This window comes from Brevundimonas sediminis (genome assembly GCF_048799765.1).
In the GTDB taxonomy this organism is placed as follows: domain Bacteria; phylum Pseudomonadota; class Alphaproteobacteria; order Caulobacterales; family Caulobacteraceae; genus Brevundimonas.
The window spans coordinates 1-10,597 of the sequence record NZ_JBLYQK010000052.1; the positions used below are offsets into that span (position 1 = coordinate 1).

Genomic DNA, 10,597 nt, shown 5'->3' on the forward strand with positions numbered 1-10,597 from the left:
GGGCCTGGGCCCGCTGGGCCCGGCGTTCGGTGCGGGTCAGGGTGTCGGTCGTGCGGTCACGCAGACGGGAGCCGTCCACGGCGCCCGTCAGGCCGCCGGTCAGCGAACCATGGCCGCCGACGCCGCCGGTCAGGCCGCCGACCTGCCCCCCGACATTGCCGCCCAGACCGCCCGTCAGGCCGCCCGATCCGCCCAGCACCTGGGCCTGTGACGCGCCGGCCAGAGCCAGGCCAAAGGCGACGGTCGCCATCATCAGGGTCTTCTTCATTGTCAGTCTCCTGCATGTCCCGGGCATGTCGCCCTCGCAGGGTCCAACGACCGGTCGGATGCGTTTCATCCCCGCGCCGCGATTTTTTTCCGATCAGCGCGCCAGCCGGCCTCGCGCTCCCATGGCGCGGGGCTCCACGCGGGCCTCGACGCCCACCAGACCCGCGCCGAAGATCGGATCACGGCCCCTCGCGCCGAGATCGATGGCCTGACGCGCCAGCGCCGCCTCACCGTCCCGCGCCAGCAGGCCTGCGACGATCGGAGCGGCGAAGGAGGAGCCGCGCACGGCGGTCCAGCTTCCTGCCTGTCCCGCGGCGGCCATGTCGGCGCCCGGGGCGGCGAAGTCCACCTGGTCGCCCCGGCCGGCCTCGGGAAGGACCTGGTTCCGGGCGTTGACGGCGGTCACCCCGATCACGCCTTCATAGGATGCGGGAAACAGGGGCGCGGCGGCGGGGCCGTCGTTGCCGACCGCGGCGACCACAGTCACGCCGCGCGCCCGCGCCCGTGCGACCGCCCGTTCGACAAGGGCGTTGCGCGGTCCGACGAGGCTGACGTTCACGACCGGGACCCGGCCTTCAACCATCCAGGCGAGCGCTTGCGCCAGGGCGGTGGAAGAGCCTCCGGCCGGGTCGCCTCCGTAGATGTCCGCCACCCGCAACGCCGCGCCGGGAGCTCCGCCCGTGAAGGCGCCGCTGCGCCCGACCATCAATGAGGCCACGGCCAGGCCGTGCGCGCCCATGCGGGGCGGTCCGGCGAACCCGCGCTGCGTGATCGCCGCGCCCACCAGGGCCGGATGGGTGGCCTCGACCCCCGTATCGATGAGGCCCAGTCGGGCGCCGGCGTCCTGCGGTCCCGCCGCCGCGACGCCGCCGCGCCCTTCGCCGACCTCCCCCGCCGGGGCGTGCACGTGGTTGAAGGTGATGTCCGCCTGCGGGTCCATCCGCCTGAGCCGCTCGACGGCCGACGCCAGGGCCATCCGCCGGGGCGGCGCAAGGACCAGCGCCGTCAGGTCCAGCGCATCAAGCCGCTCCTCGCGCAGTATGGAAAAGCCCGCTGCGAGGGCCTCTTCCCGGGCAGGGTCCGACAGGTCGACAGCGACGATCTCCCCCCGGACCACCGGCCAGCCGGAGGGATCGGCCTCCAGCCGCCCGCCCGAGCGGCTGATCAGCCGGGTCAGTCGCGACGGCGCCTGGAGCGCGCGATCCAGCCCCTCGTTCGCGCGCCGCTCCACCTCGCCCAGCAGCGGCATCCGGTCGGTCGCCCCGGTGGGCAGGCCCGGCAGGGTCGGGGTCTGAACCGGGCCGATCTGCGCCCACGCGGGCCCGGCGACGGCCAGAAGCCCCGCTGCAATCACACCCGCCAGGCGATTCCGCACGGTCACGTTCATCTTTCTCCGATCCGCCCTTGTCTCAGGCGGCGTTCCGTTCTCGATATGCCATGGATGAAACGTCTGGGCCCGGTCGTTTCATCCCGCATGGACGAGGAACGCGCTTGGACGATTTTCAGACGGGGCTTGTGGAGATTCTTCCGCGTCTTCGCCGCTTTGCTCGGGTGCTGCGGCCCCGCGATGCGGACGCGCAGGACCTGGTCCAGCAGACCGTCGAACGGGCGCTGGCCGCGCGGGCGAAATTCCGGGTCGGGACCAGACTCGACAGCTGGGCCTTCACAATCATGAGACGGATCGCCATCGACGAAGGCCGCTCGGCCCGGCGCTGGGGGCGCGTCGTCTCGTCCGAGGACGACAGCACCGCCCACGTGCCCGACGCCGCCCAGGCGGACGAGGCCCTGCGCGCCGACGCCCTCGCCGCGCGCGACGCCATCCACGCCCTGCCGGATGACCAGAAGCACGCCGTGGCCCTGGTCTTGATCGAGGGGCTTTCCTACGCCGAGGCGGCCGAGGTGCTGGGCGTCCCGGCCGGGACCCTGACCAGTCGTCTGGTGCGCGGCCGGCAATCCCTGATGCAGACCCTCGCCGCCCAAGGAGTGACGGGATGACCGCTTTTGACGACGAGACCCTGATGCGCTGGAGCGACGGCGAGCTGTCGCCCGACGAGGCCGCCCGTCTCGAGGCGAGCGCCCTGACCGACCCGGGTCTGGCGAAGCGTATGCAGGCCCTTCGGCGGGTCCGAACCGCGGCGCGCGAGGCCTTCCCCGCGGCGGTCGATCCCCGCGACGCCGAGCTGGCCAGGCTGATTTCGTCCGGGCCGGTCAAGGCCGCCTCGCCCCTTGCGGGGCTTGGCCGGAGGGTTGTCGACGCCTTCTCGCCCCAGCGGGCCGTCGCCTGGGCGGGGCTGGCGGCGGCGGCCTTCGTCGGAGGCGTGCTGATCGGACCGATGCTGGGCCGGGAGGGCGACGGGCTGCGCGTGTCGCGGGACGGCGGCCTGGCGGATGCCGGGCTGATCCGGGTGCTCGACGACCGGCTGGCGTCCGAAGGTCCGGACAGCGACGGCCGGGCCGTGGGGGTGACCTTCCAGGACGGCGAACAGCGCTGGTGCCGGACCTTCCAGGCTGCGAACGCCGGCCTGGCCGGCCTCGCCTGTCGCGAGGGCGACGGTTGGGCCGTGCGGGTGCTGGCGCCGCTGGGCGCGGCCGGCGGCGAGGTGCGCACCGCGAGTTCGGACACGCCGGAGCCCGTTCTGACCGCGGTGGACGCCGCGATCGTCGGGCAGACGGCGGACGCCCTGGCCGAAGCCCGCGCCCGCGACGCCGGCTGGCGCTAGGTGTTCAGTCCAGATAGGCCGCGAGATCGTCCGGCGTCCCGTGCGGAAACGCCTGCTTCAGCAGATCAAGGAAGGCCGAGACCCTGGGGTTGAGCAGGCGGCGTGTCGGGTAAAGCGCCCAGAGGACGATCTCCGGGCCCTCGATGTCCCCCCAATGCGCCAACCGCCCCGCCGTCACATCGCGGCTGACCAGCGACGCGGGCAGGCGGGCCGCTCCGGCGCCGGCGCGGACAGCGTCCCGGATCATGATCAGGGACGACAACCGCAACACCGGCCGCACTGCCATTGGCGCCGAAGCGTCGCCGGTGGTGACGCTCCACATTGTGGCGGCATCGTCACCTCGCACGACGGCGGGCGCCGGGTCACGATCCGACCGGGACAGGGACGGACTGGCGACGACCATCAACCGGTCGTGAAGAAAGGGCCGTCCCACAAGGGTCGCGTCGGCGGCCGGGTTCACCCGTATCACGAGGTCGTAGCCCTCCTCGATCATATCTACGGCGCGATCATCCGTGCTGACCTCCAGGAGGACATCCGGAAACCGGAGCGCGAAGTCAGCGGCCAGGCGACCCATGGCGGTCTGAGAGAAGAGAAGCGGCGCGCTGATCCGCAGAGACCCGCGGGGGTGTTCGCCGCCGGATGCGATTGCGGCCGTCGTTTCCGCCAGCTCCGTCAACAAGGCCCCGGCGCGCTGTGACAGGGTCCGGCCCTCTTCCGTCAGCTTGATATCCCGCGCGCCCCGCTCGAACAGCCGCAGACCCAGGCCTTCCTCCAGTTCAGAAACGCGACGGGACAGGGTGGCTTTCGGCCGGCCCGACGCGCGGGCCGCGCGTCCGAACCCGCCATGACGGGCGACGAGGATGAAGTCCGCGAGAGCGAGGAGGTCCATTGTTCCGCCAGTGAGACGCTGGGTTCAGATTTGCAGCCTATTGGTCCGAATGTGGATCGCTCATTTGTGGCTCGCCAGCAAGGGCAAGCCAAAGGAGAGACCCTCATGACCATTCTTGTCACCGGCGCCACCGGCCGCGTCGGCCGCCACCTCGTTGATCAACTCATCCAGCGCAACGCCAGGGTCCGCGTTCTGACCCGTGATCCCGCCCGGGCGAACTTCCCGGGCGCCGTCGAGGTCGCGCGGGGTGATCTGCTGGACATTGACGCCCTGCGCACGGCGTTCGAGGGCGTCCGCACCCTGTTTCTGCTCAACGCCGTGTCCGGCGATGAATTCACCCAGGCGCTGGTGGCTCTGAACATCGCCCGGGAGGCCGGTGTGGAGCGGGTCGTCTATCTGTCCGTGTTCGACGCGGACCGGGCGGTGAATGTGCCGCACTTCGCCGTGAAGTACGGCGCCGAGCGGATGCTGGATCAGATGGGCTTCGGCGCCACCGTCCTGCGCCCCACCTACTTCATCGACAACGAGGTCATGGTGAAGGACGTCATCGTGCAGCACGGCGTCTATCCCATGCCCATCGGCAGCAGGGGCGTCGCCATGGTCGATGCGCGGGACATCGCCGAAGTCGCGGCGATTGAACTGATCCGCCGTGACACGGCGCCCGGCAAACTGCCGGGCGAGACGATCAACGTCGTGGGTCCGGATCTTCTGACGGGCGCCGGCGTGGCCGCGCTCTGGTCGGAGGTTCTGGGCCGTCCGGTCCACTATGCCGGCGACGACCCCAGCGGGTTCGAGCAAAACATGGCCGGCCTCATGCCTCGGTGGATGGCCTATGAGATGCGTCTGATGGCCGAGCGCTATGTCAGCGACGGCATGGTGCCGAATCCGGGCGACCGCGAGCGGCTCGTCGAAATGCTGGGGCGGCCGCTGCATTCCTATCGCGAACTCGCCACCCGGCTCGCATCCGCATGATGCGGGTCCAGGGCTGGCGTTCGACCGGCCTGCGGGGCGGAGGCGTCTGGCGCCTCCGCCCTTTCGGCGGGTCATCTTGGCCCTGGAACGCCGCTGGTCGGGCTGGATCGAGCGCGGGCCCGCTCAATCCGCGGCCCCGGTCCCCAGATACTCCTCGTCCGTCACAGGCTCCAGCCATGTCACCGGCGAGCCGTCCAGGCTTTCCTGGATGGCGATGTGGGTCATGCCCTCGTGCGGGGTCGCGCCGTGCCAGTGCTTCTGGTCCGGCGGGCACCACAGGACATCGCCGGCATGGAACTCCAGCCGCGGCGCGCCCTCGACCTGGGTCCAGCCCACGCCCTCGGTGACGATCAGGGTCTGGCCCAGCGGGTGCCGGTGCCAGGCGGTCCGGGCGCCCGGCTCGAAGTGGACGATGGCGCCGCCGACCCGCGCCGGCGCCTCGCGCTGGAACAGGCCGGTGATGGTGACGCGGCCGGTGAAGGTCTCGGGCGAACCCTCAATGACCTGCATTTCGGCCTTGCGGGTGATCCGGGTCACCGGATCCTCGCCGGCGGCGGCGCCCGGAACCGCGGCCAGGGCCGCCGCGCCCGCGATCAGCGACTTGCTCATGCCAGGTGCTCCCGGAAGAAGGCCGTCAGCCGGTCGAACGGGATGATGTCCACCTGGTCGTACAGGTCCGTGTGGCTGGCGCCCGGAATGATCATCAGCTCCTTCGGCTCGGCCGCCGCCGCATAGGCGGTCTCGCTCATGTACCGCGAGTGCGCCTTCTCGCCGTGGATCAGCAGCACGGGGCGCGGAGAAATCTCGGCGATGTAGGTCAGGAGCGGCGCGTTCATGAACGACATCGCATTGGTCCGCGTCCATGACCCGTTCGAGTTGACGGCGCGGGGATGGAAGCCGCGCGGGGTCCGGTAGTAGGCGTGATAGTCGACCATGAACTGCGGCTCGCCGCCGTGCAGCTCGTTCATGATCGGGCCGTAGGCGGGGGCCCCCGCTTCGGCGTCGACCCAGCGCTGGCGGCTGATCTGCTCCAGCATCGCCGTGCGCTGCTCCAGCGGGACGCTGTCGTTGTAGCCGTGGGCGCTGACCCGCGAGATGTCGTACATCGTGCTGGCCACGACCGCCTTGACCCGCTTGTCGGCCGCGACGGCGTTCAGGGCGAAGCCGCCCCAGCCGCAGATGCCGATGACGCCGATCCGCTCGCGATCCACCGTCGGCAGCAGGCCGATGAAGTCGACCGCCGCGCTGAAGTCCTCGGTGTTGATGTCGGGCGAGGCGATGTTGCGCGGTTCGCCGCCGCTCTCACCGGTGAAGGACGGGTCGAAGGCCAGGGTCACGAAGCCGCGTTCGGCCATGGTCTGGGCGTAGAGGCCCGAGGACTGCTCCTTCACCGCGCCGAACGGGCCGCTGACGACGATGGCCGGGGCGCGACCCGCCGGGAGGGACTTCGGCGTGTACAGGTCCGCCGTCAGGGTGACGCCGTAGCGGGTCGGGAACTGGACCTTGCGGTGGTCCACGGCGTCGCTCTTCGGGAAGGTCTTGTCCCATTCGGTGGTCATGGTCCGGGCCTTTGCGGTGTCGGGGGTGATCAGGGCGGCGGCGGCCAGGGCGGTCGCGCCCGCGCCGCCGAGGGCGAGGAGGTCGCGGCGGCCGAGGCCGAGGGCCGGGGTGGTTTCAGTGGAGGTGTCCGAGGGCATTCGAGGCTCCTTGTTCTTGGTCATTGCGGTTTGAGAAGGCGACGGCCGTCACCGATCAGGGCGATGGCGGCGAGCGCCAGGATGATGCTGCCGGCGAAGGTCGCCTGGATGGACAGGCCGTCCAGCAGCCAGCCGCCGATCACGGCGCCGAGCAGGATGGAGGTCTGGATCGCCGCCACCATGAGGCTGCCGGCCGCTTCCGGCGCGTCGCCGGCGTTGCGCGACATCCAGGTCATCCAGATTACGGACATGCCGGTGTTCATTGCGCCCCAAACGGCCAGCAGGACGCCGACGGCGAGCCAGGAGCGGCCCAGCAACAGCAGTCCCAGGGTCGCCCCGCCCATGATCAGCGCCGGCGTCTTCAGCAATGGAGCGATCTCGGGGCCGACAAAGCGGCCCGCTGCCCAGGTGCCGATGAAGCCGGCCATGCCGAGCGCGAGCAGGAGCAGGGACAGCAGGCCGACATCCGCGCCCGTCACCCCCTCCAGGAAGGGGCGCAGATAGGTGAACATGGTGAAGGCGGAGCCCCAGGACAGCATCGACGCCGTCAGGCCGCGAAGGAAATACGGCCGCCGCAACAGGGCCAGCATGGCCCCGAAGTCCTGCCGGTCCCGGGCCGGGAGCGAGGGCAGGGCCGTCAGGTGCCAGACGAGATTGACCGCCACCAGCGGGGTCAGTGCCCAGAACACCTCGCGCCAGCCGAACATTCCGCCCAGATAGCTGCCGATCGGCGCGGCGAAGGCGGCGGCGATCGCCTGCCCGCCGTACAGGATCGCGAGCGCGCGGGGCATGGCTTCCGACGGGACCAGCCGCATGATCACGGCGGTCGCCAGCGCCCAGAAGCCGCCGACGCAGACGCCGAGCAGGGCGCGCCCGACCATCAGGATGGTGAAGTTCGACGCCGCGGCGACCAGCACCAGCGACGCCAGCATCAAGGCCGTCATCGCCACCAGAACCGTTTTCCGGTTCAGCCGCCCCGCGACGGTGGTCACCAGCAGGCTGGCGACAACTGCGAACAGGCCGCTGATCGAGATCGCCTGCCCCGTCTGTCCTTCAGTGGCGTGCAGACCCGCCGCCATCGGCGTGAGCAGGCTGACCGGCAGGAACTCGGACGCGATCAGCAGGGCGACGCACAGGGCCATCGACAGGACCGCGCCCCAGGCGGCGGTCGGTGTGTCGGCAAGCGTCGGCGCGGAGGCTTCGGTGGTCATGGAGCGGAAGCTAGTTCTGACGCGTCTCCACGATTAGACGGTCCAATCGGCATGGTCTTATCGATCAGATCGATTAAACTGCCGGACGCGGGAGGCGTTCGATGCGAACCGACTTCAATCAGCTGACCTGGTTCCAGGCCGTGGCCGAGGAGCGCAGCTTCACCCGGGCGGCGGCGCGGCTCGGCATCGCCCAGTCGACGCTCAGTCACGCCATCAAGCAGCTCGAGACCCGGATGGGCATCCGCCTGCTGACCCGGACGACCCGCAACGTCGCCCCGACCCAGGCGGGCGCGCGGCTGCTGCAGACCATCGCCCCGCGGATGGGCGAGATCGAGGATGAGATCGCCGCCCTGACGGCCCTCCACGACACGCCGTCGGGCTCCATTCGCCTGACCCTGTCGGACCATGCGCTGGAGACGGTCGTCTGGCCCCGGCTGAAGGCCGTCCTCCGGACCTATCCGGACATCCGGGTCGAGCTGTTGCTGGACGGCGCCTTCCGCAACATTGTCGAGGACGGCTACGACGCCGGGGTCCGTCTGGGCGAGAGCGTCGAGAAGGACATGATCGCCGTGCGGATCGGTCCCGACTGGCGGCTGGTGGCCGTGGCCTCTCCCGCCTATCTGGCCGAGCGGGGGCGTCCCGAACACCCGCGCGACCTCGTTCGGCATCGCTGCATCAACACCCGTCAGGAAAGCTCGGGCGGCCTCTATGCCTGGGAGTTCGAGAAGGACGGGGAGGCGTTGCGCGTGCGCGTCGACGGTCAACTCGCCTTCAACAACGCCTATGCGCAGGTGGACGCCGCCCTCGCCGGGTTCGGCATCGCCTACGTTCCCGACAGCATGGCGGACGCCCATCTCGCGACCGGCGCCCTTGAACTGGTGCTGGACGACTGGTCGCCGCGCTTCGACGGCTATTTCCTCTACTACCCCAGCCGCCGGCAGAACCTGCTGGCGTTCCAGATCATCGTCGACGCCCTGCGCTACCGGGGCGGAGAGGCCGGCGCGGGTCCCCGCTGAAGCCGCCCCGCTTCGCCGGCGCCCGCCACATCCGCAAGTTGACAATCAGGGCGGGAGCCGGGACCGTGTCTGCGGGGGAAGGGGCTTTACAGGAGGGGCCGATGGCGCGGATCGCGGTGGTGGACGACGATCCCGATGTTCTGGACTTTATCTCGGCGGTGCTGACCGGGGCGGGGCATGAGACCCTGACCGCCCGCGACGGCGTGGCCGCGGCCGCGCTGGTCAAGGCCGAGCCGGTCGATCTGATGATCCTCGACATCCTCATGCCCAACCGCGACGGGCTCGAGACGATCCTGACCCTGCGCGAGGCGGGGCGGGCGTTTCCGATCCTGGCGATCTCGGCCGGCGGGGTTCTGGACGGCAGCTATCTGCTGCAGACGGCGCGGGCCTTCGGAGCCGAGGAAACCCTGCTCAAGCCCTTCTCGCGCGAAACCCTGATCGGGCACGTCGATCAGATGATTCGGGCGCGGGGATGACCGTTCCGTGCGGATAAGACTGGGTTTTTCTTTGCGGCGCCGCTGAAACCCGACCCGGGGGGAGGGGCGTTATCTCCCGTATGCCGCCCCTGAAGCCCCCGTCTGAAGTCCGTGCCGAACTGTCCCAGCTGATCGCCGAGGCCGTGGCCGAAACCGACGACACCCGTCGTCAGGGGTTGCTGGTGCTCGCCGACCACTGGTCCGACATCCTGCGCCGACGCCGGGCGGCCGAGGGCGGTGGATCGGGGTCCTCCGGCCTGCACTGACCCCGCTCAGGGCGTGCCGCTGCGCTCCAGAATCCGGTCCAGCATCCGCTCGAACGCGATGACTTCCGCATCGGTGCAGCCGGCGAAGATGTCCTCGCGCAGCGCCCGCGCCAGTGGATCCAGGTCGCGCACGGCGTCCCGGCCGATCGCGGTCAGGGTGATCAGCTTGGACCGCTTGTCGCCGATGATTTCCCCGCGATGGATCCGCGCCCGGGCCTCCAGCCCGTCCAGCAGCCGGGTCAACGTCGGGCCAGAGACGCCCATACGCTCCGCCAGCTCGCTCTGCTTCAGGCCCGCCGGCGCCGCCGCGAGGTGGTAGAGGGCCGAGAATTCGCTGTCGGACGAGCCTTCACGCCGGAAAATCTCCGTCACCCGCGCCCTCCAGCGCCGGGCGGACAGGACCAATTTGTAGGCGGCGTTCAACTCGTGGGCGGCGCGCTCGGTCTCGGGGCGCAGCGCCTCTCTCAAATCGTAGGGCATCAAAAAATCCGCATTCCGGTCCGATACAGAGCGCCAATGCGGCAAAGGTTCAACCGCCCGCCGCGCTTTCAGGTCAGGGTGGTTTTTCGCCCGCGCACTACCTTACAGCGTTGATTCCTTTGCAGATTGTGCGCTGGCCGACGCAGGCTCGCCGGCGACCCCGACGCGCGGTCCGCGGCAAGGAGGCGGAGGGCCGGCGGCGGCGGCCAAATCCCCGCAATCCGGACGCCCAACCCCTTGTTCGGTCGCCGGAACCGGTCGGGCCAGCGTCAAACGTCCGGGGTCGGGGGGCGGCCGTGGCACAATCAACGGATGGATGCGACGCCCGATATCCCCTCGAAGCCGGACCACCGGACTGCGGAGGCGGAGCCGCGGCTGGTCTATGATCGCGGGGATCCCGACGTCACCCTCGATTCCTTCGAGGACGCCATGGAGGCGGCCCTCCGCGCGGACGACATCGAGAAATTCAGCCGGCTGGGCCGGGCCGGCATGATCGCCCTGCGCTTCTGGCAGGCGCGTCAGCGGCATCGCGGCCGGCCGGCGGTCAGCGCGGCGGTCGCCCCTCCCGCGCGGGACCCGGCGGCGGACCCGGACCCCGAGCCC

Annotated in this window: 14 protein-coding genes; 7 read left to right on the top strand and 7 right to left on the bottom strand. The window is 70.5% G+C overall.

Features of this window, described 5'->3' with window-relative positions:
• The coding region (locus ACLQ7T_RS15620; RefSeq protein ID WP_420480225.1) for a hypothetical protein at positions 1-268 on the bottom strand (268 nt) is incomplete at its 3' end.
• A gap of 93 nt (positions 269-361) precedes the next feature.
• Positions 362-1,654 carry a S8 family serine peptidase gene (locus ACLQ7T_RS15625; RefSeq protein WP_420480226.1) on the bottom strand — a complete coding sequence of 431 codons (1,293 nt, stop codon included), beginning with the start codon at positions 1,652-1,654 and terminating at the stop codon, positions 362-364.
• Between the two features lie 50 nt (positions 1,655-1,704).
• On the opposite strand from ACLQ7T_RS15625, the gene ACLQ7T_RS15630 reads away from it, so the two are divergent.
• Both ACLQ7T_RS15630 and ACLQ7T_RS15635 read left to right on the top strand, forming a co-directional pair.
• A complete protein-coding gene (locus ACLQ7T_RS15630; protein WP_420480227.1) occupies positions 1,705-2,262 on the top strand; it encodes an RNA polymerase sigma factor in 558 nt (185 codons plus the stop codon).
• Complete coding sequence (locus ACLQ7T_RS15635; protein WP_420480228.1) at positions 2,259-2,987, top strand: anti-sigma factor family protein; 729 nt, start codon at positions 2,259-2,261, stop codon at positions 2,985-2,987. The genes ACLQ7T_RS15630 and ACLQ7T_RS15635 overlap by 4 nt, the downstream gene beginning before the upstream one ends.
• Before the next feature lie 4 nt (positions 2,988-2,991).
• Here ACLQ7T_RS15635 and ACLQ7T_RS15640 read toward each other — a convergent pair whose 3' ends face one another.
• Positions 2,992-3,876 carry a LysR family transcriptional regulator gene (locus ACLQ7T_RS15640; RefSeq protein WP_420480229.1) on the bottom strand — a complete coding sequence of 295 codons (885 nt, stop codon included), beginning with the start codon at positions 3,874-3,876 and terminating at the stop codon, positions 2,992-2,994.
• A 105-nt stretch (positions 3,877-3,981) separates the two neighbouring features.
• On the opposite strand from ACLQ7T_RS15640, the gene ACLQ7T_RS15645 reads away from it, so the two are divergent.
• Entirely contained in the window at positions 3,982-4,848 is an 867-nt protein-coding gene (locus ACLQ7T_RS15645) for an SDR family oxidoreductase (RefSeq protein ID WP_420480230.1), read from the top strand.
• Positions 4,849-4,971: 123 nt separating this feature from the next.
• Here the strand turns inward: ACLQ7T_RS15645 and ACLQ7T_RS15650 are convergent, their stop codons facing one another.
• From ACLQ7T_RS15650 to ACLQ7T_RS15660, 3 genes are read right to left on the bottom strand one after another with little or no spacing between them, the layout of a single operon-like run.
• On the bottom strand, positions 4,972-5,457 hold the full coding sequence (locus ACLQ7T_RS15650; RefSeq protein ID WP_420480231.1) for a (R)-mandelonitrile lyase: 486 nt from the start codon (positions 5,455-5,457) through the stop codon (positions 4,972-4,974).
• Entirely contained in the window at positions 5,454-6,545 is a 1,092-nt protein-coding gene (locus ACLQ7T_RS15655) for an alpha/beta hydrolase (RefSeq protein WP_420480232.1), read from the bottom strand. The genes ACLQ7T_RS15650 and ACLQ7T_RS15655 overlap by 4 nt, the downstream gene beginning before the upstream one ends.
• Before the next feature lie 20 nt (positions 6,546-6,565).
• The gene (locus tag ACLQ7T_RS15660; protein WP_420480233.1) at positions 6,566-7,756 is read right to left on the bottom strand and encodes an MFS transporter; all 1,191 of its coding nucleotides are present in this window, start codon (positions 7,754-7,756) and stop codon (positions 6,566-6,568) included.
• 101 nt (positions 7,757-7,857) lie between these two features.
• Between ACLQ7T_RS15660 and ACLQ7T_RS15665 the strand changes: the two genes are divergently transcribed.
• The 3 genes from ACLQ7T_RS15665 (at position 7,858) to ACLQ7T_RS15675 (ending at position 9,514) form a co-directional block, all read left to right on the top strand.
• Entirely contained in the window at positions 7,858-8,772 is a 915-nt protein-coding gene (locus ACLQ7T_RS15665) for a LysR family transcriptional regulator (protein WP_420480234.1), read from the top strand.
• A gap of 101 nt (positions 8,773-8,873) precedes the next feature.
• Entirely contained in the window at positions 8,874-9,248 is a 375-nt protein-coding gene (locus tag ACLQ7T_RS15670; protein ID WP_420480235.1) for a response regulator, read from the top strand.
• 80 nt (positions 9,249-9,328) lie between these two features.
• Positions 9,329-9,514, top strand: a complete 186-nt coding sequence (locus tag ACLQ7T_RS15675; protein WP_420480236.1) for a hypothetical protein — start codon at positions 9,329-9,331, stop codon at positions 9,512-9,514.
• Between the two features lie 6 nt (positions 9,515-9,520).
• Here the strand turns inward: ACLQ7T_RS15675 and ACLQ7T_RS15680 are convergent, their stop codons facing one another.
• Positions 9,521-9,994: a MarR family winged helix-turn-helix transcriptional regulator gene (locus tag ACLQ7T_RS15680; protein ID WP_420480237.1), complete on the bottom strand. Its 474-nt coding sequence runs from the start codon at positions 9,992-9,994 to the stop codon at positions 9,521-9,523.
• Between the two features lie 312 nt (positions 9,995-10,306).
• On the opposite strand from ACLQ7T_RS15680, the gene ACLQ7T_RS15685 reads away from it, so the two are divergent.
• Positions 10,307-10,597 (top strand): hypothetical protein (locus ACLQ7T_RS15685; protein ID WP_420480238.1); only part of this gene is annotated, 291 nt, incomplete at its 3' end.

Coding starts and splice junctions, on each gene's coding strand:
- ACLQ7T_RS15625 (WP_420480226.1), bottom strand. CDS start 1,654: ATGAACGTGACCGTGCGGAATCGCCTGGCGGGTGTGATTGCAGCGGGG.
- ACLQ7T_RS15630 (WP_420480227.1), top strand. CDS start 1,705: ATGGATGAAACGTCTGGGCCCGGTCGTTTCATCCCGCATGGACGAGGA.
- ACLQ7T_RS15635 (WP_420480228.1), top strand. CDS start 2,259: ATGACCGCTTTTGACGACGAGACCCTGATGCGCTGGAGCGACGGCGAG.
- ACLQ7T_RS15640 (WP_420480229.1), bottom strand. CDS start 3,876: ATGGACCTCCTCGCTCTCGCGGACTTCATCCTCGTCGCCCGTCATGGC.
- ACLQ7T_RS15645 (WP_420480230.1), top strand. CDS start 3,982: ATGACCATTCTTGTCACCGGCGCCACCGGCCGCGTCGGCCGCCACCTC.
- ACLQ7T_RS15650 (WP_420480231.1), bottom strand. CDS start 5,457: ATGAGCAAGTCGCTGATCGCGGGCGCGGCGGCCCTGGCCGCGGTTCCG.
- ACLQ7T_RS15655 (WP_420480232.1), bottom strand. CDS start 6,545: ATGCCCTCGGACACCTCCACTGAAACCACCCCGGCCCTCGGCCTCGGC.
- ACLQ7T_RS15660 (WP_420480233.1), bottom strand. CDS start 7,756: ATGACCACCGAAGCCTCCGCGCCGACGCTTGCCGACACACCGACCGCC.
- ACLQ7T_RS15665 (WP_420480234.1), top strand. CDS start 7,858: ATGCGAACCGACTTCAATCAGCTGACCTGGTTCCAGGCCGTGGCCGAG.
- ACLQ7T_RS15670 (WP_420480235.1), top strand. CDS start 8,874: ATGGCGCGGATCGCGGTGGTGGACGACGATCCCGATGTTCTGGACTTT.
- ACLQ7T_RS15675 (WP_420480236.1), top strand. CDS start 9,329: ATGCCGCCCCTGAAGCCCCCGTCTGAAGTCCGTGCCGAACTGTCCCAG.
- ACLQ7T_RS15680 (WP_420480237.1), bottom strand. CDS start 9,994: ATGCCCTACGATTTGAGAGAGGCGCTGCGCCCCGAGACCGAGCGCGCC.